The sequence below is a fragment of the Geodermatophilus sp. URMC 65 genome, assembly GCF_053502545.1.
The window spans coordinates 2,987,597-3,010,940 of record NZ_CP199954.1 but is presented as its reverse complement, the minus strand read 5'-3'; the positions used below and the strand labels follow the sequence as shown (position 1 = coordinate 3,010,940).

The following is a 23,344-nucleotide window of genomic DNA, read 5'->3' as shown; positions in this document are numbered from 1 at the left end:
CCGCTCGACGGCGGCGAGTCCACCCGCCGTCGTGGCGGGCGGGGGATCAACCGACGCCTCCTGGCGTCCGGGAGGGATTTCGATGGGCCCCTTGCAGATCGTCCTGGGGACGGTCAGCGTCATCTTCCTGATCGTGTCGGCGGTGTTCGCCTACCGGGCGGTCCGGGCCATGGTCCGCATCATCAGGACCGGCCAGCCGGACAGCACCCGCACCCAGCCGGTCGGCCCGCGGCTGAAGACGCTGGTCGTGGAGTCGCTCGGCCACACCCGGATGCTCAAGTGGTCGTCGATCGGCGTCGCCCACTGGTTCGTGTTCCTCGGCTTCTACGGGCTGTTCCTCACCCTCGTCGAGGCCTTCGGCGAGGTCTGGAACCCGGCCTTCCACCTGCCCCTCATCGGCGAGTGGGGCCTGTGGAACCTGTTCGTCGACGTCATCGGCACGGGCACGGTGCTGGGCATCCTGTACCTGATCGTCCGGCGCCAGCTCGACCACCCGCGCCGCCAGGGCCGCAAGAGCCGCTTCGCCGGCTCGAACGAGGGCCGCGGCTACTTCGTCGAGGCGATCGTCCTCATCGTCGGCGTCTGCATCCTGAGCATCCGCGCGGCCAAGATCGCGGCGGGTCTGGTCGAGGCCCCGACCTGGTCGCACCCGGTCTCCAGCGCGCTGTCCAACCTGTTCCCGGCCAGCCCCGACCTGGTCAGCGTCATCGCCTTCGTCAAGATCGTGGCATCGCTGGTCTGGCTGGTCGTGGTCTCCCGGCTGCTCAACATGGGCGTCGCGTGGCACCGGTTCAGCGCGTTCTTCAACATCTACTTCAAGCGCGAGCCGGACGGCGCCCCCGCGCTGGGCCCGCTGCAGCCGATGACCTCCGGCGGCAAGCCGATCGACTTCGAGGACCCCGACGAGGACGCGATCTTCGGCCGCGGCAAGGTCGAGGACTTCACCTGGAAGGGGATGCTCGACTTCACCACCTGCACCGAGTGCGGGCGGTGCCAGAGCCAGTGCCCGGCGTGGAACACGGGCAAGCCGCTCAGCCCAAAGATGGTGATCATGGACCTGCGGGACCACCTGTACGCCAAGGCCCCGTACCTGCTGGGTGAGAAGACCGCGAGCGAGACCGCGCCGGACTACGACGTCCTCGAGCCCAGCGACGAGCAGGTCTGGGCGTCGGGTTACGCCCGCATCGAGGGCACCAACGACGCGCAGGCCCACCGCCCGCTCGTCGGCACCCTCGAGGAGGGCGGGGTCATCGACCCCGACGTGCTGTGGAGCTGCACCAACTGCGGCGCCTGCGTCGAGCAGTGCCCGGTCGACATCGAGCACATCGACCACATCGACGACATGCGCCGCTACCAGGTGCTAATCGAGTCCAACTTCCCCTCCGAGGCCGGCGTGATGCTGCGCAACCTGGAGAACCGCGGCAACCCCTGGGGCGTCAGCCCCAGCACCCGCGAGGACTGGATGAAGGACCTGGACTTCGAGGTCCGGCAGGCCGACGGCCCGCTGCCCCACGAGGTCGAGTACCTGTTCTGGGTCGGCTGCGCCGGCGCCATCGACGACCGCGCCAAGAAGGTCACCAAGGCCGTCGCGGAGCTGCTGCACACCGCCGGTGTCGAGTTCGCCGTCCTCGGCTCCGGGGAGACCTGCTCCGGCGACCCGGCCCGCCGCATGGGCAACGAGTTCGTCTTCCAGATGCTGGCCCAGGAGAACGTGGCAACCCTCGACGGCGTCTTCGAGGGCCGCGTGCCGGGCATGCGCAAGATCGTCACCACCTGCCCGCACTGCTTCAACTCCCTGGGCCGGGAGTACCCGCAGGTCGGCGGCGAGTACGAGGTCGTCCACCACACCCAGCTGCTCAACCAGCTGGTGGCCGACGGCCGGCTGACCCCGGTCACGCCGGTCGACCGCAAGGTCACCTACCACGACCCGTGCTTCCTCGGCCGGCACAACAAGGTCTACACGCCGCCGCGGGAGATCCTCGAGTCCGTCCAGGGTCTCTCCACCCAGGAGATGCACCGCTGCAAGGACCGCGGCTTCTGCTGCGGCGCCGGCGGCGCCCGCATGTGGATGGAGGAGAAGATCGGCAAGCGGATCAACATGGAGCGCACCGAGGAGGCGCTCGACCTCGATCCGGACGTCATCTCCACCGCCTGCCCGTTCTGCATCACGATGCTCAGCGACGCGCTGACGACGAAGAAGCAGAACGGCGAGGCCGGTGAGCACGTCGAGGTCCTCGACGTCAGCCAGATCCTGCTGCGCTCGCTCGCCCCGGTCGGCACGCCGGGCACCGAGCACGGCGCGGACGTCGGGAGGAAGGACGACGACGTGGCCGGCACCGGTTCCGCGGCGACGGAGCACGGCGCGCAGTAAGAGGCCCCCCTGCCCCCCACCACTCGCAGGCTCGCGGCGGGGCCCTGCAGGGGAGCCGTTCCAGCACGTCACCAGGCTCACGGCGGGGTCCCGCGAGGGGGCCGGCCGGACCACCGTGACGACGGCGCGTGTCCCCATCGGGGGCACGCGCCGTCGTCGTCCCGGGCGGGTCCGCGGGCCGCCGGGTGGAACGGCCCGCTCCACCTGCGGGTCACCGGACTCGGTGACCGTCGGGCGCGCGTCGCGCTGAACCCCGCTCTCAGGCCGCCCGCGCCGAGGAGGACCATCGTCGGGTGACCAGCAGCGACGTCCCCGACCAGCGCCGGGGGCTCCTGCTCGTCGGGACGGCGATCGTGCTGACCGGGCTGAACCTGCGGACGGCGGTCAACAGCGTCGGCCCGGTGCTGCAGGAGATCCAGTCCGGGCTGGGCATCTCCAGCGGCCTCACCGGGCTGGTGACCAGCCTGCCGGTGATCTGCTTCGCCGCCATCGGCTTCGCCGGGCCCCCGCTGACCGCGCGGTTCCGCGACGGGCACGTGCTGGCCGGTGCGCTGCTCGCGATGGCCGCGGGCCTGGTGCTGCGCGCGGTGGCCGGGGCGTTCTGGCTCTTCGTCGCCGGCACCGTGCTGGCGATGGTCGGCGGCGCCCTGGGCAACGTGCTGCTCCCCAGCCTGGTGAAGCGGTACTTCCCGACACGCACCGGGCTGCTCGTGGGCGCCTACAGCACCGCGATGTCCGCGGGTGGGGCGGTGGCCTCGGTGTCGGCCGCACCGATCGCCTGGGCCGCGGGGGACGCCGGCTGGCGCTGGACACTCGCGATCTGGGCGGTCCCCGCGCTGCTGGCGGCGCTGCCGTGGCTGGCCGTGCGGCCCCGGGCGGGCACCTCGCGCGCCACGCACGCGGCGCTGCCGATGCGCGCGCTGGTGCGCAGCCCCACGGCGGTCGCGCTGGCGGCCTTCTTCGGCCTCCAGGCGATGCAGGCCTACGTCATCCTCGGCTGGACGGCGCAGTACCTGCGCGACTCCGGGCTGGACGCCGCGACCGCCGGGCTGCTGCTCGGGCTGAACACCGTGGTCGTCGTGCCGCTCAACGCCGTCGTCCCCCCGCTGGCGGTGCGGGCGCGCCTGCAGCGGCCACTGCTGGTCCTCTTCGCCGCCTGCTACGTCGCCGGCTGGCTGGGGCTGATGCTGGCTCCGCGGACGGTGCCGTGGCTGTGGATGAGCCTGCTCGCCGTCGGCATGAGCACCTTCGCGATGGTGCTCGCGCTCCTCGGCCTGCGTGCCCGCACGCCGGAGACGACCGCGGCCCTGTCCACCGTCGTCCAGGGGTGGGGGTACGTGCTCGCCGGGGCCGGGCCACTGCTGGTCGGCGTCCTGCTCGGCGCCACCGGCAGCTACGCCGGCATGTTCGTCCTCGCGCTCACCGGCGTCGCGGCGCTGACCGTCACCGGCTGGCTGGCCACCCGGGAGCGCTTCGTGGACGACGAGGTGGCCGCCCGGGACGCGGCCGGGGCGGTCAGGGAGCCGGACGCCGCGTCTCCGCGCGGGTGAAGCCGCGGAACGACCGCGAGGGCGTCGGGCCGCGCTGGTCCTGGTAGCGGGAGCCGTAGACCGCCGAGCCGTAGGGGTGCTCGGCCGGGGTGGTCAGCCGGAACAGGCACAGCTGGCCGATCTTCATGCCGGGCCACAGCGTGATCGGCAGGTTCGCCACGTTGGACAGCTCGAGCGTGATGTGCCCGGAGAAGCCCGGGTCGACGAAGCCCGCCGTCGAGTGGGTGAGCAGTCCGAGACGGCCCAGGGAGCTCTTGCCCTCGAGCCTCGCTGCGAGGTCGTCCGGGACCGTGACGACCTCGAGGGTCGAGCCGAGCACGAACTCACCCGGGTGCAGCACGAACGGCTCGTCGCCGTCGGGCTCGACCAGCGTGGTCAGGTCGTCCTGCTGCTGCGCGGGGTCGATGTGGGTGTAGCGCGCGTTGTTGAAGACCCGGAAGTAGCGGTCCAGCCGGACGTCGATGCTCGAGGGCTGCACCAGCGCCTTGTCGTAGGGCTCGATGCCCAGGCGGCCCTCGGAGATCGCGGCCGTGATGTCGCGGTCGGACAGCAGCATGCGGCGGAGTCTAGGGACGCGCCCGCTCACCACTCCGGGCGAATCCGCACCGCGCGCCCTCAACCGGGCGCACCGGGACGCCGATCCCCTCGCGCCGGCCCCTCCCGGGCCGGCCGGAGCCCGGGGCTGCCTGCCCCGGTGGAGTGGAGGGTCCGTGTCCCAGTCCCGAGGAGCGCCGCTGCGCCACGGCGCCCTGGCGGTCGTGCTCGTCACCGCCGCGGTCGCCGGTTACGCCGGTGCCGCCGCCTACAGCGCGCTCGCCTCCCCGGCCGTGCCGGTGGTCACCGACTTCGGCCCCGGCGACGGGCTCAGCCGGTACGTGCTCACCGCCGACGAGGGCGTCAGCCCGGCCGACCTGGTCGGTGCGGTCACCCCCGCGGACGGCGTCGTGAACGCCCAGCCGGTCGGCGCCGACCGCGCACTGGTCGCCACCGAGGGGCTGGCGCCGCACGACCTCGAGGCGCTGCCCGGCGTCGCCGACGCCGAGTACTCGCCGTCGGTGCCGGTCGCCGCCGGGACGGTGGCCGACCCCTACTGGCCGCAGTACGGGTGGAACCTGGAGAACACCGGCACCAACGCGTACGGCCAGACCGCGGTCGCCGACGCGGACGACGACGTCACCACGGGCTGGCAGGCCGGCACCGGCGAGGACGTCGTCGTCGCCGTCGTCGACACCGGCTACGACTCCGACCACCCGGACCTGGCCGGCGCGCTGTGGACCAACCCGGCCGAGTCCTGCGGCCCGGTCGACCGCGACGGCAACGGCAAGGCCGGCGACTGCCACGGCTGGAACTTCACGACCGGCAGCGCCGACGTCGACAACGGCGCGGGCGGCACCCACGGCGCCAGCGTGGCCGGTGCGGTGGGCGCCCGGGCCGGCAACGGCCTGGGCACCGCCGGCGTGGCCCCGGGCGTCACGATCATGCCGCTGGTCATCGGTACCGGCGGGTCCGTCGACCTGACCCTGGGCGCCGAGGCGATCCGCTACGCGGCCGACCACGGCGCCGACGTCGTCAACGCCTCGTGGGGCGGCCCGGCCGGGGGGTGGGCCCTGGAGAACCTGCGCTCGGCCGTCGTCTACGCCGCGAGCAGGGGCGTGGTGGTCGTCGTCGCGGCCGGCAACGACGCCCGCGACCGGGACGCCGCCCCGCTGTACCCGGCCGGCCTCACCGAGGCCAACGTCGTGACCGTCGGGTCCTCGACGGCGGCGGACACCCGCAGCGACTTCTCCGCGTGGGGCGCCGGCTCGGTCGACCTCTTCGCGCCGGGCACGACGGTCTTCACCACCTGGAACGACGGCGGCTACCGGATGGTCAGCGGGACGTCGATCGCCTCGCCGCAGGTGGCCGGCGCGGTGGCGATCTACCGGCAGGCGATGCCGGAGGCGACGCCGCAGCAGCTGCGCCAGGCCCTGCTCGAGGACGTCGACCCGGTCGCCGCCCTCGCCGGGAGGTCGGTCACCGGTGGCCGGCTCTCCCTGAGCCGCCTGCCGGCCCGCGCCGCGGACGTCGTCTCGTACACCTTCACCTCGATGACCGCGCCCGCCGGCGTCGTCACCCCGCGCGTGGCCGCGGCGGGGTCGCCCGGGGCCGGCGACTACGGCGTCACCCTCGGTCTGGGCATGGAGCACGAGGGCGAGGTCTGGGCTGTCGCCGGCGTGCAGCTCACCGTCGGTGGCACCACGCTGGCGACCGACGACACCGGGACGGCGCGCTTCCCGCTCGGCCGGGCAGCCGGCCCGGCCGACCTCGCCCTGTCCCCCTCCGTGGAGCTCGGCGACGGCCGGTACGTGCTGACCGTCCAGCTGGACCGCGACGGCACCGCCCTCGGGCGCACGTACGCCGCTCCCCTGCTCGTCGGGACGGCGGCCGAGCCCGCGCCGGGCCGCGACGCCGGCACCCCCGGCACCGGCCCGTCGGGCTCGGCCGGCCCCGGGTCGGGCGGCTCCGGGTCGGGCGGCTCCGGGTCGGCAGGCAGCGGGTCCGGCTCCGCCGGCCCGGGGTCGGCCGGCACCGGTGGTACCGGCACCGGTGGTCCGGCCTCCGGGAGCTCCGGCAGCGGTGGGACGGACCGGTCTGCCTCGTCGGGCAGCGGCTCCGGCAGCACCGGCGGCAGCACCGGCGGCAGCGGCGCCGGCTCCGACGGCGCCGACTCCGCCACCGGCAGCGGCGGCAGCGGGGCGAGCGGCTCCGGCCGCAGCGACGCCGGCAGCGGCTCCGGGAGCACCCCGGACGTGCCGTCCGGCCGCACTCCGCCGTCCGCGCCCGACGTGCCCTCGGGCGCCCGGACGCCGACGTCCCCCGAGACCCCCAGCGGCTCGGGCGGCCCGGCGCCCGGCGGGCAGGTCGTCTACCCGTCCGTCGGCCCCTTCGGGATCACCTCGCTGAGCCCGGCCCGGGTCGGCACCGCCGGCGGGACGCTGGTCACCATCACCGGCGCCGCGCTGCCGGCCGACCCGCGGGTGCGCATCGGCGACTCCGCGGCGGCCACCGTGATCCGCGCGTCGGCGACCCAGGTCGTCGTCCGGGTCCCCGCCCGGGCGGCGGGCGTGTACGACGTGCACGTCTTCGCCCCGGACGGCCGGCACTCGGTCCTGACCGCGGCGCTGACCTACACCGACGCCACGGGCGGGACGGCGCCGGGCGGCAGCACGCCGGGCGATACCGGGACCGGCGGCCCGGGCGGCGGCTCCTCCGGCGGGACCGGCGGTGGCAGCGGCGACGGCTCCGCGGGCGCCGGCAGCCCGGGCGACGTGCGCACCGGCCCGGGTGGCGTCCGACTTGTCCGCAGCGCGGTCTTCTCCGGCCTGCGGACGGTCTGGTCGACCGACTGCTCGACGTCCTGCCGGGGCGTCCGGGTCTGACCACTCCCGCGCCACCGGCCGGCTCCCCGCCGGCTGGTGGCGCGGCGCCGTCCGCAGGATGCGTGCCGTCCAACTCGATCGCCCGCCGGACTGCCGATGGAGAAGGGGACGACACCGTCCCGCAGGACCGGAGGACCCCCTTGCTCGACATCCACCACCGGCCGGCCCCGCGGGGAGCCGGCCGGGGCGTCGCACCGACCGGGGAGGCGCGCACCTTCGCCCCGGACGAGCTCATCGTCTCCAAGACCGACCTCCGCGGCGTGATCACCTACGCCAACGACGTCTTCCTGCGGATCAGCCGGTACGAGCTCGACGAGGTGATCGGCCGGCCGCACAACCTGATCCGCCACCCGGAGATGCCCCGCGCGGTCTTCGCGCTGCTGTGGCAGACGCTCTCCGAGGGGCGCGAGCTGTTCGCCTACGTCAACAACCTGGCCTCGGACGGCGCGCACTACTGGGTGCTCGCGCACGTCACGCCGTCCTACTCCGCCGACGGCGCGGTCATCGGCTACCACTCCAGCCGGCGCCGTCCCTCGCCCGGCGCGATCCGCACGGTGACCCCGCTGTACCGGCGGCTGGTCGAGGAGGAGCGGCGCCACCCCACGGCCAAGGCCGCCGTGGCCGCCTCCTCCCGGCTGCTCGACGAGCTGGTCGCGGCGGAGGCCGGCTCGTACGAGGAGCTCATCTGGTCGGTCATCGCGCGAGAGGAGCGCTGAGGTGGGCATCCGCAGACGGCCCGAGGGCGGACGGCGCAGCGACGCCGAGGAGCTGGCGGTGTACCGCGCCTTCGTGCAGCAGCTGACCCGGACCTGCCAGGCGGCCGCGCACGGCGACCTGGAGGCCCGCAGCCGCCCGACGGCGGGCGTGGCCGACGTAGCGGAGCTGCTGGCCCTCAACGACGCCGTGAACTCCGTGCTCGACGTCTCCGACGCCTTCGTGCGGGAGGCCTCGGCCGTGCTGACCTCCGCGGCGGCCGGCCGGTACCACCGCTCGGTGCTGACCGGCGGCCTGGCCGGCGCCTACCGCAAGGGCGCGACCGACATCAACGCCGCACGGGACGCGATGCGGGAGACCGCCGGTCGGGTCACCGAGGCGACGAACGCCCGCCTGCTGCTGGCCGACGAGTTCGAGACCGTCGTCCTCTCGACGTCGGAGCAGGTGGCCACCGCGTCGACGGAGATGAGCGCGTCCGCGTCCGGGCTGGCCGAGGCTGCCTCGGCCGCGAGCGCCCAGGCGTCCACCGCGCAGGAGACGATGAGCACGCTCACCCGGTCGGCGGCCGAGATCCGGGACGTCATCGCGCTGATCGACTCCGTCGCCGCCCAGACCCGGCTGCTGGCGCTCAACGCGACCATCGAGGCGGCCCGGGCCGGTGAGGCGGGCAAGGGCTTCGCCGTCGTCGCCTCGGAGGTCAAGGACCTCGCCGACCAGACCGGCCGGGCCACCGAACGGGTCACCGCCCAGGTCGAGCAGATCCGGGCCGCCTGCGAGGAGGTCGCCGCGGTCATGACCCGGGTCGGGACGACGGTCACCGAGATGAACGGCGTGGTGGACGGCATCGCCGCCGCGGTCGACGGCTCGGCGTCCCTGGGTCCCGGCGGCCAGGACGTCACCGGGCTGTCCCAGCTGGCCGAGCGGCTGCGCTCGGAGGCGACCGGCTTCCTCGGCGCGATGCGCCGCTGACCCCCGGGGTACCGTTCGGTCCCGGTGCCCGGCCCAGGCCGGTGACCGGGACCGACGTGTGTCCGCACCACGTCGGCAGGGGCAGAGGACCAGCACGGGGAGGTGCGCCGGTACGTGAGCACAGGCGCCCGCCCGTCCTCGGCCCCCGGGGACGACGAGCTCTTCGGTGACGGTGGCGAGAACGGCCGGCTGATGGCCGCCCTGGACTGGTCCGCCACCCCGGTGGGCCCGGTCGAGGCCTGGCCGGCCAGCCTGCGCCACGCCGTCCGTACGGTGCTGGTCTCGCGCTTCCCGATGATCCTGACGTGGGGACCGGGCTACACGCAGTTCTACAACGACGCCTACGCGACGCTGATCGGCACCAAGCACCCCGGCGCCATCGGCGACGACCTGCGGGTGACCCTCGCCGAGGGCTGGGCGGCGCTGCAGCAGCCGGTGGAGCACGCGATGGCCGCTCGCGAGGCGTCCTGGATCCCGCAGCTGCTCCTGCTCCTCGAGCGCGCCGGCTACCGCGAGGAGACCTACTTCACCGTCTCCCACGCCCCCGCCTACGGCGACGACGGCCGCGTCGCGGGCATGCACGCGGTCTGCACCGAGGTGACCCGGCAGGTGCTGGCCGAGCGCCGGCAGCGGCTGCTGCACGACGTCGCGACGTCGACCGGTGAGCTGGTCGACGAGACCGCGACGGTGGCGGCGATGACCGCCGCGCTGGCCGGCGACCCGCTCGACGTGCCGTTCGCCGCCGTCTACCTCGCCGGCCCCGGCACGCCCGGGCTCCGCCGCGCCGCGGTGGTCGGCTGCGCACCCGGACAGCTGCCCGAGGTCGCCGCCTCGCCCGACGAGCTGCTCCCCCTGCCCGTCGCCGGCCTGGGCGTCGTCGGCGGGCCCTTCGGCGACGCCGTCACCGAGGCCGTCGTCCTCCCCCTCGGCAGCCCGGACGGCGACGGCGTGGGCGCGCTGATGGTCGGCGTGAACCCCAACCGCGCGCTGGACGAGGAGTACCGCTCCTTCCACGAGCTGCTGGCCGGCCAGTTCGCCGCCGCCGTCCGCAACGCCCGCGCCTACGCCGTGGAGCGCGCCCGGGCCGAGGCGCTGGCCGAGCTCGACCAGGCCAAGACGGCGTTCTTCGCCAACGTCAGCCACGAGCTGCGCACCCCGCTCACCCTGCTGCTGGGCCCGATCGCCGACACCCTCGCCGAGCACGGACCCGCCCTGCCCCCCGGCGTCCGCGGGTCGCTGACCCTGGCGCTGCGCAACGGCCAGCGCCTGCAGCGGCTGGTCAACGACCTGCTGGAGTTCGTCAGCATCGAGGCCGGCCGGGCGTCCGCGGTGCGGGTGGAGACCGACGTCGCCGCCTTCACCGCCGAGCTCGCCGGGGTGCTGCGGGCCGCCGCCGAGCGCGCGGGGCTGCGGCTCACCGTCGACTGCCCGCCCCTGGACCGGCCCGCCCACGTCGACCCGCGGATGTGGGAGAAGATCGTCCTCAACCTCGTCGCCAACGCGGTGAAGTACACCTTCGTCGGCGGCATCGACGTCACGCTGCGGGCCGACGGCGACGACCTAGTGCTCACGGTGGCCGACACCGGCGTGGGCATCCCCGCCGCGGAGCTGCCGCACCTGTTCGAGCGGTTCCACCGCGGGGTGGGCACCGCGGCGCGCAGCCGCGAGGGCAGCGGGCTGGGCCTGGCCCTCGTGCGCGAGCTGGCCACCCTGCACGGCGGCGAGGTCAGCGCAACCAGCGAGCCCGGCACCGGCAGCACCTTCACGGTGCGGGTGCCCTTCGGCGTGCCCGACGCCCCGGCCGGCGCCCCCGCCGTCCCGTCGGCGTCCTCGCGCGGCGGGGTGGTCACCCCGTGGGACGACCTCCCCGACGCCCCGGGCCCCCGGAGGCCGGCCGCCACCCCCGGCACCAGCGTGCTGGTCGTCGACGACAACGCCGACATGCGCGCCTACCTGACCCGGCTGCTGTCCGCGGTCTGGACGGTCCGGACGGCGGCCAACGGCCGGGAGGCGCTGGAGAGCATCGCGGCCGCGCGGCCCGACGTCGTCCTGACCGACGTGATGATGCCCGGACTCGACGGCTTCGACCTGCTGCGCGCCCTGCGGGCCGACCCCGCCGTGCGCGACGTCCCGGTCGTCATGCTCACCGCCCGGGCCGGCCAGGAGGCCGCGGTCGAGGGCTTCGACGCCGGGGTGGACGACTACCTGGCCAAGCCGTTCGAGTCCGCCGAGCTCCTCGGGCGCCTGCGCGCGGTCCTGGAGCGCGCCGCCGGGCGCGCGGCCGGCGTCCACCATCCCGCGCCCCCCGCCCCGCCGTCGGCGACCGCCGCGGCCGACGGGGACGCCGCGACCGCGGTGCCGCCCCGCCCGCGCCCGCCGGTGGCCCCGCCCGCGACCGCGCCGTCCGCCGGGGGTCAGGCGCCGCCGGCTCCCGTCGCCCCCGTGGACACCGCCGTCCGCCGGCACTGGCGCTTCCCGTCCGACGCCCGGTCCGTCGCGGCGCTGCGCCGGCGGCTGCGGGCGCTGTTCGCCGAGGCCGGCCTGGACGAGGACCTCGCCTACGACGTGGTCCTGGCGGCCTGCGAGGCGGCCACGAACGCCATCGAGCACGCCCAGGACCCCGCCGAGCCGGTCATCGACGTCGGCGCCGAGGTCGTGGGAGGCCGGGTGGAGGTCGCGGTCCGCGACTACGGCCGGTGGCGCGAGCGGGTGCCGAGCATGGATCGCGGCCGGGGCTCGAAGCTGATGAGCGCCGTCGGGGAGGTCACCGCGACGCCCAGCCCGGCCGGCACCACCGTCGTCATCCGCACCGGCGGCCCCCCGCTCCCCTCCGACGGGGCGCTCCGGTAAGCTCGGGCCGCACTCCGCGGGTGTAGTTCAATGGCAGAACATCAGCTTCCCAAGCTGACAGTGCGAGTTCGATTCTCGTCACCCGCTCTCCGCCTCCGGGCTGCGCGACCGGTCGACCAGTTCGGGTCACCCAGGGCGACGGGGCGCGTCCTCCCTGCTCAGCGCGTCACACGATCCGGTCACGACCCGTTTGCCGCGGGGGCGGCCGGGCACCGACCCCGGGCCCTGTGTCGTCCACGAGGAGACGTGATGACCGAGCCCGACCGCACCCGCACCGACCTCCACGCCCCCACCGCGGCGGCCGCCCCGGCCGCACCGGACGGCGCGCACGCCACCCGCGGGGCCGCCCGGGACGCCGTCGACGCGCAGCACGCCCGCTACGGCGGCATCAAGTGGGGCGCTGCGTTCTTCGGCTGGCTGTCGGCCAACGGGCTGGCCGTGCTGCTGCTGGCCGTCCTCTCGGCGGCCGGTGTCGCCTTCGGCCTCAGCCAGGTGGACACCGCGGACGAGGCCGCCCAGCAGGCCACCACCATCGGTCTCACCGGCGGCATCGCCCTGCTGGTCGTGCTCTTCCTCGCCTACCTCGCCGGCGGCTACGTGGCCGGCCGGATGGCCCGCTTCGACGGGGTCCGGCAGGGCCTGGCCGTGTGGCTCATCGGCCTGCTGGTCGTCGTCGTGCTCGGCCTCCTCGGCGTGGTGCTGGGCGCGCAGTACAACGTGCTCTCCCAGCTGAACCTGCCGAGCATCCCGGTCAGCGGCAGCACCGCCACCACCGCCGGGATCGTCGCCGGCGTCGCCGCCGCGCTGGTCTCGTTGCTCGGTGCACTGCTCGGGGGCGGGCTCGGCACCCGCTACCACCGCAGGATCGACCGCGTCGGCTTCCCGGTCTGACCGGACCAGCACGCGGCAGAGCCCCGGCGGCCCCGTTCTCGACGGGCCCGCCGGGGCTCTGCTGCGTCGGGCGGCGGCCGCGCTAGGGCCGGTCGACCTGCGGGACGGCCTGCTCGACGACCGACGGGGCGTCGACGGCCGACCCGTTGTCCTGCACCGCCTGGCTGCAACGCGGGACGAGCAGCAGGACGGCCAGGACGATCGCCAGTCCGGCGAGGAAGGTGCTGGCGACGACGGCCCTCCCCCGCCGACCCCGGGAGCTCGGCCGGTCCTCGCCGGAGCGGTCCTCGCCGGGCGGTCGTGGGTCGGATGTCGGCATGGTGGCTCCTGTCGCCGGTCGGGCGTGGCTCGCGCACGACTTCCCTGCCCCGCGGGCACGCCACCCATGCACGTCGCCGCCCGGCCGTACCCTCGCGGGCAGCCGGAGTCGGGAGGGGGGAGGGCCCGTGCCACCGTTGCGGGACGACGTCCTCCCGGAGCACCCGTCACCGCTGGTCGCGCGGCTGCGCGCGGCCGGCTGCGTGTTCGCCGAGGAGGAGGCCGCCGAGCTGCTCGGCGCGGCCGCCGGCCCGGCGGACCTCGCCGTGATGGTGGACCGTCGGGTGGCCGGCGAGCCGCTGGAGACGGTCCTCGGCTGGGCGCGGTTCTGCGGTCTGCGCGTCGCGGTCGAGCCCGGCGTCTTCGTGCCGCGGCAGCGGACCGCGCTGCTGGTCGAGCAGGCGGTGGTGCTGCTGCGCTCCGCTGCCGGCACCCCGGTGGTCGTCGACCTGTGCTGCGGCTCCGGCGCGGTCGCGCTCGCCGTGGCCGCCGGCCTGGGCCCGGTCGAGCTGCACGCCGCCGACGTCGACCCGGTCGCCGTCCGCTGCGCCCGGCGCAACCTCGAGCCGGTCGGCGGTCGGGTGCACCGGGGCGACCTCTACGCCGCGCTGCCGGCCGCGCTCCGCGGCCGGGTCGACCTGCTGGCGGTCAACGCCCCCTACGTGCCCAGTGCGGCGGTGGCGCTCATGCCACCCGAGGCGCGCGTCGCCGAGCCGCGCACCGCACTGGACGGCGGTCCCGACGGCACCGTCCTGCAGCGCCGGGTCGCCGCGCAGGCGCGGTCCTGGCTGGCGCCCGGCGGGACCCTGCTCGTCGAGACCAGTGCCCGCCAGGCGTCGCGCACCGCTGCCGCGGTTCGGGCCGGCGGACTGCGCGCGGCCGTGGTCCGGGACGAGGAGCGCGACGGTACGGTCGTCCTCGGGACGCCCCCTGGGAAGGGTGTATCCAGATCATCACGGTCCGCTGTGACACACCCAGTCACCGACCGGGATGGATCGGTTACGCCGTGACCTCGATCGACGCGGGCCCTTGGTCCCTGCCGCCCCGCAACGGCCCGATGCACGATCGCCGCATGGACGACGCGCACCGGTTCAGGGACGAGCCGGAACAGGATCGGCCGGGCAGCCCCGCGGACCGCGCCGTGGACGACGCGCGCGACGATCGCCGCGTGGAGCCGATGCGGCTCACCCCGCTGCTGCCGCGACGGCAGAACCCCTGGCTGCTCGTCGACGTCGACGGCTCGCCGGCCTCGCACGGCGCCCTGGTGTGGGCGCTGCGGGAGGCCGCCCGCCGGGAGGCCACCGTGGTCGCCGTCTGGGTGGTCGACGACGAGGATGACGACACGCTCCCCGGCGTGTCCCGCCCGGGACGGCGCACGGGCGCTGTCGCGCTGGAGCGGCTGGAGGCCCAGGTGCTGCGGGCCATCGCCGAGACCGGCGTCACCGGCCGCGTGCGCACCGCCGTCCTCGAGCGGCCGGTGTTCGAGGCCCTCAGCAGCGCCACCCGCGGGGCCGACCTGGTGGTGGTCAGCAGCCGGGGCAAGACCCTGCTGCGCCCCGCCGTCCCCCGGCAGCCGACCCGCCGCCTCGCCCGCGGCGCGTGACGGAGGTCGGCATCACCACGTCCCCGCCACTCCGCCAGGAGCACCCCGACCGCCGGGCCCTGACCCCGCCCGGTGCCGGGGCGGTCGACCTGTCCCCGGCCGAGGTGTCCGTCCCGGGCAGCCAACCCACGGTGCACAGCGCCCAGGTCGACGACACGCTGCACGGGATCGTGCAGGCCGCCGTCGAGACCACCGGCGCCACGTACGGCGCGCTCGGTGTCCTCGACGACACCGGCACGGCCTTCGAGCGCTTCGTCGTCGTCGGCATGGACGCCGCCACGCGGGAGCGGATCGGCCGGCCGCCGGTCGGGGCCGGCGTCGTCCGCCTGCTGCTGGGGCGGTCCGAACCGCTGCGCCTCGACGACCTGACCACCCATCCGGAGGCGGTCGGCTTCCCGCTCGGCCACCCGTCGATGCGCTCGTTCCTCGGGGTCCCGGTCCGCGTGCGGGGGGCGCTGTTCGGTCACCTCTTCGTGACCCACGAGCGCGTCGGCGCGTTCACCGCGGCCGACGAGGCCGCGGCGGTCGGGTTGGCCGCCGCCGCCGGCCTGGCGATCGGCAACGCCGAGCTCGTCGAGCGGGCCGAGCACCGCCGCGCGTGGGCCCAGACCGGCACCGACATCGCGACCGCCCTGCTGTCCGGCGCCGACCCCGACACGGTGCTGCGCTCCATCGGCGAGCAGGTCGCCGACCTCGCCTCGGCCGACGCCGCCGGCGTGCTGGTGCCGAGCCCGGACGACGAGAACGCGCTCACCGTGGGGGTGGCCGTCGGCGCGCACTACTACGAGTACGCCGAGGGCGTGCGCCTCCCGCTGACCGACACGCAGCTGGGGACGGCGCACCGCACCGGCACGCCGATGCTCATCCCCGACGTCAGCGCCGCCGCGGTCGGGGGCCAGCGCGCTCCGGTGCTCGGCGAGCTCACCGAGCGCTTCGGCCCCACGCTGATGATCCCGTTGGGCGGTCGTCCGGCGCTGGGGACCGTCGTCGCCATGCGGCGGCGCGGGCGGGAGCCCTTCGAGCCGGACACCCTCGAACTGGCGTCGGTGTTCGCCGCGCAGGCCTCGGTCGCCCTGGAGCTGGCCCGCAGCCAGCAGCGCGAGCGGCGGCTGCAGGTGCAGGCCGACCGGGACCGGATCGCCCGCGACCTGCACGACCACGTCGTCCAGCGGATCTTCGCCACCGGCCTGGCCCTGGACCGGGTGAGCCGCTCGCTGGAGGAGCAGCTGCCCGAGACGGCGGCGGCGCTGGCCGAGCGGGTCGACGAGCTCGACGGCACCATCGCGCGCATCCGCTCGTCGATCTTCGAGCTGCACGAGGCCGACGACGCCTCGCCCGACGCCGTCCGCACCCGCATCGTCGACATCGTCCGCTCCATCACCGGTGGGCAGGGACTGCGCCCGGACGTGCGGCTGCGCGGGGACGAGGACCTGCCGCCCGCACTGCTGCCCGACGTCGTCGCCGTCGTCCGCGAGCTGGTGACCAACGTCGTGCGGCACGCGCAGGCCACCCGGGTGACGGTCACGGTGACCGTCGACACCGAGGTGCGCGTCGTGGTCACCGACAACGGGATCGGGCTGCCCGCGGTCTCCGTGCGCAGCGGGCTGACCAACCTGGCCGACCGCGCCGAGCGGCACGGCGGCCGGCTGACCACCTCCACCGGACCCAAGGGCACCCAGATCCGCTGGTCGGTGCCGATGCCGCGCCGGGACTGAGGAAGGACCCCGGTCAGTCGGGGCGGTCGCGCAGCTCGGTGGCGAGGATCGCGGCCTGGGTGCGCCGCTCGAGGCCCAGCTTGGCCAGCAGGTGGCTGGTGTAGTTCTTCACCGTCTTCTCGGCCAGGCCCATCCGGGTACCGATCTGACGGTTGGTCAGGCCCTCGCCGATCAGCCGCAGCACCGTGCGCTCCTGCTCGGTGAGCACGGCCAGCCGGCGGTCCCGCTCGGCCGGACGGCGGCGCGAGGCGGACGCCGAGACCCCGATGTCCCGGTCGAAGAGCGTGCCCCCGTCGGCGACGGTCCGGACGGCGGTGACCAGCGCCGAGCCGCGGACCTGCTTGAGCACGTAGCCCGAGGCTCCAGCGGCGACGGCGGCGGCCACGGCGTCCTCGTCGGGGAAGCTGGTCAGCACCAGGCAGCGCAGGCCCGGCACCCGCTCGCGCAGCTTGCGGCAGACCTCCGCGCCGTCCCCGTCGGGCAGGCGCATGTCGACGACGGTGACGTCCGGCCGCACGGCCGGCACCCGGGCGAGGGCCTCGGCGACCGAGCCGGCCTCCCCGACGACGGTGATGACCGGGTCCTCCTCCAGGACCTCGGCCACCCCGCGACGCACGACCTCGTGGTCGTCGACGAGGAACACCCGCACGGCACCGTTGCTCGACTCCACGGGCGCCCCCTCCGGAGAGTGACATTCTTCACACAGCGTAGCGACTCCAGCGAGGGGTCACCAGCGGCCCCCTCCCGGGCACCGCCCGGAGCTTGCGAGGGGTGGGGAGGAGGGGGTCCTTCTTCACGAGGGCAGCAGGAGCGCCGCGTAGAGCGTGAGCCCGGGGCCGAACGCCATCGCCACGACCGGGCCGTCGACGTCGGCGAGCTCCTCGAGCACGAGCAGCACCGTCGCCGACGAGCAGTTGCCGTGCTCGGCCAGCACGGACCGTGAGGCGGCCAGCTGCTCCTCGGTCAACCCCAGGTGGTCGCGGACGACGTCGAGGATCCGCGGGCCGCCGGGGTGCACCGCCCAGCCGGCGACGTCCTCGATCCGCAGCCCCGCGCCGGTGAGCAGCTCCTCGACGACGTCGCCGACGTGCCGGGAGAGCACGTCGGGCACCCGCGGGGAGAGCCCCATGCGGAAGCCCAGGTCGGTGACGTCCCAGGTCATGTGGTCGGCGGTCGAGGGGTCGGTGCGGGCGACCACCCCGGCCAGCCGCCGTCCCTGTCCCCGCCCCGCCCGCCCGGGCTGCAGGACGACGGCGGCGGCCGCGTCGGAGAACAGCGCGTGCGCGACGACCTGGTCGAGCTCGCGCACCGGCGGCTGCACGTGCAGGCTGGTCAGCTCGCAGCACAGCAGGACGGCCGGGCGGGACCGGGCGGTCACGTAGTCGCCGACGGCTGCCAGGCCCGGGATGGCGGCGTAGCAGCCCATGTGCCCGACCAGCAGCCGCTGCAGCCCCGGTGGCATGCCGAGGTCGCTGGCCAGCCGGATGTCCAGGCCCGGCGTGGCGTAGCCGGTGCAGGTGGCGACGGCGAACAGGCCGACGTCCCCCGGTGCCAGGCCGGCGTCGTCGAGGGCGGCGGCCACCGCCTGCTTGCCCAGCGGCAGGGCCTCCTGCACGTAGCGCTGCATCCGCGCGCCGGTGCTCCACCCGCTGATGTCCTCGTCGAGCGGGTTGGCCACCGCGTGCCGGCGGCGCACGCCGGAGCCGGCGAAGACCCGCCGTGCCGCGCGGACGCCGGCGTAGTGGTCGGCGAAGAAGCCGTCCCAGGCCGCGTCCTGGTCGATCGTCGTGGGCAGGGCGCGACCGGCACCGGTCAGGACGGCGCTCATCGGCGCAGCTCGGAGGCGCTCATGGACCCGACCGTACGGGCGTCGGGTCCCCTGCGCCGCTCCGTCCGTCCTCCTCCCGGCGCCTGCCGTAACCGGCGAAGACGACGGCGGTGGAGCGGACCGGTTTCATGCGCACCACGTCCCGCCGGCCCAGCTTCCAGACCAGCGCCTCGCGGAAGGAGGGCCGCAGCCCCACGAGCCGTAGGTCCAGGCCCAGCGCGTCGGCGGCGGCGAGCAGGCGGGCGCGGTCGACGAACAGCGCGGGGTCGTGGATGCCGGGCGGCGGGCCGCCGGGCAGCCGCTCGGCCACGGTGACCATGAGGAAGCGCCCGATCCGGGTGGCCGCGAGGGCGTCGAGGACCAGGGTGCCGCCGGGTCTCAGCAGACGGGCGCACTCGGCGAGCACGCCCACGTCGTCCTCGACGTGCTCGAGGATCTCCCCGGCCACCACGACGTCGGCGCACCCGTCGGCCAGCGGGACGGCGAGCACCGAGCCGCGCACCGCCAGGACGCCGTGCTCGCGGGCCACCCGGAGGCCCTGCGCGCCGAGGTCGACGCCGACGTGCCGGTAGCCGAGCCGCGCGACGTGCGGCGCCATGAGCCCGCCGCCGCAGGCCAGGTCGACCAGCACGGCGTCCGGGCCGGGCGCCGGGGGGATGTGCTCGGCCCGCGACGCGGCCAGCCAGTGCAACGCGGCGAACCCGCCGGAGGCCTGCCACCACTGGCCGGCCAGCTCGTCGTACTGGGCGGGGTCGTTCCGGCGCAGTCGGCCCATGCGGCAGCTCTAGCCCTTCTTCAGCGGGTCGTGCCCCCAGTTCATCAGCGAGTACCGCCACTTGGAGGTCTCGACGTCCTCCTTGCCCGGCTCCTGCGCCAGGTGGCGGGCCACGTAGCCGTGCACCTTGCGCATGTGGGCGAGGTCGTCGTCGGTGAGGTCGCCCTTCTGCTTCCGCAGCAGCTCGACGATCCGGCGCCCCTCGGCGTGGCCGGTGGACTCCCCGGACCCGCCCTTCCTCTGCCCGACCGACTGCGACTCGTCGGTGTCCAGCCACTCCTCCAGGTCCGCGGCGCTCATGTTGACCGCCTCCTGGAACTCCCGGCGGACGGTGTCCGGGTCGTCGTCCTTGGCCATGGCTGCTCCCACCGGTGTCTGCGCGTGTCGTGCTCGGGTCCTCGCGGTACCGCAGGTGGGTGGCGCGGAAACGGAGCGACGTGGCCGGGGCGGCCGTCGCCCGCGGCCAGACGCCCGAGGAGGTGCTCGACCGCAACCTGGCCGAGCTGCTGCAGGAGATGCGGGTGGCGATCACCGGCGTGCAGATCCTCTTCGCCTTCCTGCTCACCCTGCCGTTCAGCGCCCGCTTCGACGAGCTCGGTGCCTTCGGGACGACGGTCTACGCGGTCACCCTGCTCAGCACCGCGACCGCGATGCTGGTGCTGATCGCGCCGGTCTCCTTCCACCGCACGCTGTTCCGGCAGCGGCGCAAGCAGGAGCTGGTCGCCTTCGCCGACGGCACGCTGCTGGTGGGCCTGGCGCTGCTCCTGCTCGGCACCGCGGCGGCGGTGCTGCTCGTGCTCGACGTCGTCCTCGGCCGGTGGCCGGCCCTCGCCTGCTGCGCCTTCGTCGTCGTGCTGGGCGTGGTGGCCTGGTACGTGGTGCCGCTGCGCCACCGGCGGCCGCGCGACGGCTGAGGCCCTGGGAGATGCTGCGCGGGTGCGCGTCACCGTGGTCGGCAGCCTCAACGAGGACGTGCTGGTCCGCGTCCCCCGGCTGCCCGACCGCGGCGAGACCGTCATCGGGCGGGAGACCGTCCTGGCGCCGGGCGGGAAGGGCGCCAACCAGGCCGCGGCGGCCGGCCGGCTCGGCGGTGCGGTGGCCGTGGTCGGCCGAGTCGGCGACGACCCGGCCGCCGACCGGCAGCTGGCCGCGCTCACCGGCACCGGGGTCGACGTCACGGCCGTGGTGCGGACGCCGGAGGTCCCCACCGGCAGCGCGACGATCCCGGTCGAGGACGGCAGCGGCGAGAACCTGATCGTCGTCGTCCCGGGGGCCAACGCGCGGCTGCGGCCCGCGGACGTCGACGTCGCGGCGGTGCGCGAGGCGCGGGTGGTGCTGCTCCAGCTCGAGGTCCCGCTGGAGACCGTGCAGGCCGCGGCGGCGGTCGCCACGGGCACCGTCGTCCTCACCCCCGCGCCAGCACAGCCGCTGCCGGCCGGACTGCTGGCGCGCGTCGACGTCCTGGTGCCCAACGAGCACGAGCTGCGGCAGCTGGCCGGCGCACCGGCCGGCGACCGGACGCCGGGCGAGCTGGCGCGGCTGGCCCGCGGCCTCACGGCCGGCACGGTGGTGGTCACCCTCGGCGGGCGCGGGGCACTGCTCGTGCCGGACGACGGCCCGGCGCTGCTGCAGCCGCCGCTGCCGGTGCGGCCCGTGGACACCACCGGCGCCGGCGACGCCTTCTGCGGAGCGCTGGCCGTCGCGCTGGCGGCGGGCTCGACCGCGGCCGAGGCGGTGGCGACCGCGGCCACGGCGGCGGCGCTGTCGACGACCGGGGCCGGTGCACGGGGCGCGCTGCCCGACGCCGCCGCGGTGGCCGCCGCACGGCCCGGTCTGCCGGCCGCCGTCCCGGTGGACGAGGCGGTTGACCGGGCGGCCGGCCGGGCACAGGCTCGGCCAGCCGACGACCGAGGAGGCAGTCCCGTGAGCGAACCCGAGAAGCCCGCCCACACCACCGAACCAGCCGAGGGCGGGGACCCGCCCGGCGAGGAGTCGGGTGGCCAGACGCCGCACCCGGACCAGCCCGCCGAGGGCGGCGACACGCCCGCGGGCGGTGCCGACACCCCCTGACCCGAGGGCGCGGTGCGGGCCGGCCGGGTGCGTCCGGCCCGCACCCGGCCGGGCTCGACGGCCACCGAGAGTGATGCATCTCTCCGTGACTCCGGCTCAACTCACCGTTGCGGGTCTGTTTCGTCCCCGGCCGCCCGGGGGACGCTGGGTCCATGGAGGAGACCCAGAACCAGCCCCGAGTAGGTACCGAGGCCTCTGAGGAGCGCCCGGCCGACGAGTCGCAGGCCCGACAGGCCTCGACCGCGCCCCTGTCCCGCCTGCTGGCCAACCCGCGCCGCATCCGCAGGGCCTGAGGACGCGCCCCCTCCGGCATCCTCTCGGGGATGCCCAGGAGGGGGCCTCGGCGAGGTCACGGGACGTCACACCCGTCCCACCGACCTCCGGCGTCCCGGTCAGCCCGGGCGCACCTCGTCACTCACAGCAACCACCTGTCGGCCGGTCCCGGCGTGCCGTGAACTGCTCCGTCACGCCCTGCGGCAGCATCGCCGGCGTGACCGCAGCCGCCATCCCCCTCGCCGCCGACGACGCCTCGGTTCCCGTCCGCCGGAGTCGGGCGGAGCGGCAGGCCATCGTCCTGGACACCGCCGAGCGGCTGTTCGCCACCCGCAGCTCGCGCAGCGTGGGGATGGACGAGCTGGTCCGCGAGACCGGTCTGGGCAAGATGACCGTCTACCGGCTGTTCAAGAGCAAGGACGACCTGGTCGGCGCCTACCTCGCGCGCAAGGCGGCCACCGTGCTCGGCCGCATCGACGCCGAGCTCGATCGCCTCGCCCACGACCCGCGGGCGGCGCTGCTGTCGGTCGTCGACACCGTCGAGGCCGACGTCACCCGGACCGGTTTCCGCGGCTGCCCGTTCACCAACGTCAGCAGCGAGTACGACGACCCGGAGCACCCCGCGCGCAGCGCCGCCGCCGACTACAAGTTCGAGCTGCACGCCCGGCTCGAGCGCCTCGCGGAGCAGGTCGCCCCGGGCTCGGGCGAGGACCTCGCCGCGCAGGTGCACCTCATCATCGACGGGATGTACCTCTCCGGTGGGCTGCTGGGCCCCGACGGCCCCGCCTCGCACGGTCGCGAGCTGGCCGAGCGGCTGGTCGGCATCGCCGTCGCCCGCTGAGTCTGCGGCGCCGTACGGCGCACCGCAGGATGGGCCGGTGAGCACCGACCGCAGCCGGCCCGACCTCGACGACACCACCGTGGAGGGCCTGGGCAAGCTCTCCGAGGCCCTCGAGACCATCGAGCAGGCACGCGGCCAGCTCTACGGCTTCCACCAGCACTCCGGCAAGGCCGACCTGCTGCTCCAGGACGCCGTCGAGCTCTTCCGCGAGGCCGGCCACACCCAGCTCGCCGACGACCTCGACCGCGACCTCGTCGGCCGCAACGTCATCGCCGACCGCTGGACCTTCCAGGTCGTCGAGGACTACGACGCCAACTACTGGTCGGTCTTCCGCGCCTTCGACCAGCGCGCCCGCGACGAGCTGTCCGACGGCGACCGGCACGTCTACGAGGCGCGGATGAAGCAGCGCGAGCGGACCAAGGGCCACCCCGGGCACGAGGCGGGGCCCGTCCTGGACGAGTGAGGAAGAACCTCCCTGCCCCCCGCCACCCGCAAGCTCGCGCCGGGACCCTGCAGGGAGGCCGAGCCGGGTCGCCGTCCGGACGTCACCGACGCAGACTCTGGGGATGACCATGCCCGAGCCCGACGAACCGCGCGACGCCCAGCCCTTCGGCAGCGAGGTGGCCCCGCCCGGCGACCCGGAGTCCCAGGGCGGCACCCCCGGCCCGGCCGACGGCGTCGCGGGTCCGAGCTGGCCGCCGGCCGAGACCGAGCCCGACGCGCAGCACTGATCGTGCGCAGGACGGCGGCGGGCACCAGACTCGACCCGTGACCACCCCCGGCTCCGACCCCACGCGCACCTCGACCGGCACCCCCGGGACGACCCCGGGTCCGGCCACCGCCGGCCCAGTCACCTCCGGCGGGACGAGGACGCCCGAGCGTCACCCCGTCCGCAACGCCGGCCGCACCGCCGGCCGCACGCTGGCCCTGGCGCTGCTGCTGTTCGTCACCGTCGTGCTGGTGCTGTTCGTCGTCTTCAACAACCAGACCGTCCAGATCAGCCTGGTCTTCACCGACGTCCAGGCCCCGCTGGTGCTCGCGCTGGTCGTCGCCGCGGTGCTCGGCGGCCTGCTGGTGTGGCTGGCCGGTCTGGTGCTGCGCGCCCGCCGCCGCTCCGGCTGAGCGGTCAGCCGGCCTCCCGCCCTGGGGGGAGCCGG

At 75.6% G+C, this 23,344-nt stretch carries 22 protein-coding genes and 1 tRNA gene; 17 read left to right on the top strand and 6 right to left on the bottom strand.

What is annotated here, in order from left to right; translation table 11 throughout:
* The first annotated feature begins 82 nt into the window (after positions 1 to 82).
* Both ACWIX7_RS14615 and ACWIX7_RS14610 read left to right on the top strand, forming a co-directional pair.
* Positions 83 to 2,371, top strand: coding sequence for a (Fe-S)-binding protein (locus ACWIX7_RS14615; protein WP_448617173.1), 2,289 nt, complete (start codon positions 83 to 85; stop codon positions 2,369 to 2,371).
* A gap of 293 nt (positions 2,372 to 2,664) precedes the next feature.
* Complete coding sequence (locus tag ACWIX7_RS14610; RefSeq protein ID WP_448617172.1) at positions 2,665 to 3,921, top strand: MFS transporter; 1,257 nt, start codon at positions 2,665 to 2,667, stop codon at positions 3,919 to 3,921.
* Here the strand turns inward: ACWIX7_RS14610 and dcd are convergent.
* The gene (gene dcd / locus ACWIX7_RS14605; protein ID WP_448617171.1) at positions 3,887 to 4,477 is read right to left on the bottom strand and encodes a dCTP deaminase; all 591 of its coding nucleotides are present in this window, start codon (positions 4,475 to 4,477) and stop codon (positions 3,887 to 3,889) included. The genes ACWIX7_RS14610 and dcd overlap by 35 nt on opposite strands.
* Positions 4,478 to 4,631: 154 nt before the next feature.
* On the opposite strand from dcd, the gene ACWIX7_RS14600 reads away from it, so the two are divergent.
* From ACWIX7_RS14600 to ACWIX7_RS14575, 6 genes are all read left to right on the top strand, one after another.
* Positions 4,632 to 7,340 (top strand): S8 family serine peptidase, encoded by a 2,709-nt coding sequence (locus tag ACWIX7_RS14600; protein ID WP_448617170.1) that lies wholly within the window; start codon positions 4,632 to 4,634, stop codon positions 7,338 to 7,340.
* A gap of 140 nt (positions 7,341 to 7,480) precedes the next feature.
* Entirely contained in the window at positions 7,481 to 8,056 is a 576-nt protein-coding gene (locus tag ACWIX7_RS14595) for a PAS domain-containing protein (protein ID WP_448617169.1), read from the top strand.
* A gap of 1 nt (position 8,057) precedes the next feature.
* Positions 8,058 to 9,023, top strand: coding sequence for a methyl-accepting chemotaxis protein (locus ACWIX7_RS14590; RefSeq protein ID WP_448617168.1), 966 nt, complete (start codon positions 8,058 to 8,060; stop codon positions 9,021 to 9,023).
* Between the two features lie 114 nt (positions 9,024 to 9,137).
* A complete protein-coding gene (locus ACWIX7_RS14585) occupies positions 9,138 to 11,873 on the top strand; it encodes an ATP-binding protein (protein ID WP_448617167.1) in 2,736 nt (911 codons plus the stop codon).
* A 16-nt stretch (positions 11,874 to 11,889) separates the two neighbouring features.
* A tRNA-Gly gene (locus tag ACWIX7_RS14580) sits at positions 11,890 to 11,960 on the top strand.
* Positions 11,961 to 12,122: 162 nt separating this feature from the next.
* Entirely contained in the window at positions 12,123 to 12,764 is a 642-nt protein-coding gene (locus tag ACWIX7_RS14575) for a hypothetical protein (protein WP_448617166.1), read from the top strand.
* Between the two features lie 82 nt (positions 12,765 to 12,846).
* Here ACWIX7_RS14575 and ACWIX7_RS14570 read toward each other — a convergent pair whose 3' ends face one another.
* Entirely contained in the window at positions 12,847 to 13,083 is a 237-nt protein-coding gene (locus ACWIX7_RS14570) for a hypothetical protein (RefSeq protein ID WP_448617165.1), read from the bottom strand.
* Between the two features lie 127 nt (positions 13,084 to 13,210).
* Between ACWIX7_RS14570 and ACWIX7_RS14565 the strand changes: the two genes are divergently transcribed.
* The 3 genes from ACWIX7_RS14565 to ACWIX7_RS14555 all read left to right on the top strand — a co-directional run bounded on the left by ACWIX7_RS14565 (position 13,211) and on the right by ACWIX7_RS14555 (position 16,400).
* On the top strand, positions 13,211 to 14,092 hold the full coding sequence (locus ACWIX7_RS14565) for a putative protein N(5)-glutamine methyltransferase (protein ID WP_448617164.1): 882 nt from the start codon (positions 13,211 to 13,213) through the stop codon (positions 14,090 to 14,092).
* Between the two features lie 62 nt (positions 14,093 to 14,154).
* Positions 14,155 to 14,685, top strand: a complete 531-nt coding sequence (locus ACWIX7_RS14560) for a universal stress protein (RefSeq protein WP_448617163.1) — start codon at positions 14,155 to 14,157, stop codon at positions 14,683 to 14,685.
* Positions 14,682 to 16,400: a GAF domain-containing protein gene (locus ACWIX7_RS14555; protein WP_448617162.1), complete on the top strand. Its 1,719-nt coding sequence runs from the start codon at positions 14,682 to 14,684 to the stop codon at positions 16,398 to 16,400. The genes ACWIX7_RS14560 and ACWIX7_RS14555 overlap by 4 nt, the downstream gene beginning before the upstream one ends.
* Before the next feature lie 13 nt (positions 16,401 to 16,413).
* On the opposite strand, the gene ACWIX7_RS14550 is transcribed toward ACWIX7_RS14555, so the two are convergent.
* From ACWIX7_RS14550 to ACWIX7_RS14535, 4 genes are all read right to left on the bottom strand, one after another.
* Entirely contained in the window at positions 16,414 to 17,070 is a 657-nt protein-coding gene (locus tag ACWIX7_RS14550; RefSeq protein WP_448617161.1) for a response regulator, read from the bottom strand.
* A 123-nt stretch (positions 17,071 to 17,193) separates the two neighbouring features.
* Complete coding sequence (locus ACWIX7_RS14545; protein ID WP_448617160.1) at positions 17,194 to 18,228, bottom strand: type III polyketide synthase; 1,035 nt, start codon at positions 18,226 to 18,228, stop codon at positions 17,194 to 17,196.
* A gap of 19 nt (positions 18,229 to 18,247) precedes the next feature.
* Positions 18,248 to 19,003: a methyltransferase domain-containing protein gene (locus ACWIX7_RS14540; RefSeq protein WP_448617159.1), complete on the bottom strand. Its 756-nt coding sequence runs from the start codon at positions 19,001 to 19,003 to the stop codon at positions 18,248 to 18,250.
* A gap of 9 nt (positions 19,004 to 19,012) precedes the next feature.
* The gene (locus ACWIX7_RS14535) at positions 19,013 to 19,360 is read right to left on the bottom strand and encodes a DUF3140 domain-containing protein (protein WP_448617158.1); all 348 of its coding nucleotides are present in this window, start codon (positions 19,358 to 19,360) and stop codon (positions 19,013 to 19,015) included.
* Between the two features lie 59 nt (positions 19,361 to 19,419).
* Here ACWIX7_RS14535 and ACWIX7_RS14530 point away from each other — a divergent pair, with 59 nt between their 5' ends.
* The 6 genes from ACWIX7_RS14530 (at position 19,420) to ACWIX7_RS14505 (ending at position 23,309) form a co-directional block, all read left to right on the top strand.
* Positions 19,420 to 19,917 (top strand): DUF6328 family protein, encoded by a 498-nt coding sequence (locus tag ACWIX7_RS14530; protein ID WP_448617157.1) that lies wholly within the window; start codon positions 19,420 to 19,422, stop codon positions 19,915 to 19,917.
* 22 nt (positions 19,918 to 19,939) lie between these two features.
* Positions 19,940 to 21,073, top strand: coding sequence for a ribokinase (locus tag ACWIX7_RS14525; RefSeq protein ID WP_448617156.1), 1,134 nt, complete (start codon positions 19,940 to 19,942; stop codon positions 21,071 to 21,073).
* Positions 21,074 to 21,563: 490 nt separating this feature from the next.
* Positions 21,564 to 22,187, top strand: a complete 624-nt coding sequence (locus tag ACWIX7_RS14520; protein ID WP_448617155.1) for a TetR/AcrR family transcriptional regulator — start codon at positions 21,564 to 21,566, stop codon at positions 22,185 to 22,187.
* A gap of 37 nt (positions 22,188 to 22,224) precedes the next feature.
* Positions 22,225 to 22,650 carry a hypothetical protein gene (locus tag ACWIX7_RS14515; protein ID WP_448617154.1) on the top strand — a complete coding sequence of 142 codons (426 nt, stop codon included), beginning with the start codon at positions 22,225 to 22,227 and terminating at the stop codon, positions 22,648 to 22,650.
* Positions 22,651 to 22,753: 103 nt separating this feature from the next.
* Positions 22,754 to 22,918 (top strand): hypothetical protein, encoded by a 165-nt coding sequence (locus ACWIX7_RS14510; RefSeq protein ID WP_448617153.1) that lies wholly within the window; start codon positions 22,754 to 22,756, stop codon positions 22,916 to 22,918.
* A gap of 37 nt (positions 22,919 to 22,955) precedes the next feature.
* Complete coding sequence (locus ACWIX7_RS14505; RefSeq protein WP_448617152.1) at positions 22,956 to 23,309, top strand: lipopolysaccharide assembly protein LapA domain-containing protein; 354 nt, start codon at positions 22,956 to 22,958, stop codon at positions 23,307 to 23,309.
* Positions 23,310 to 23,344: the final 35 nt, after the last annotated feature.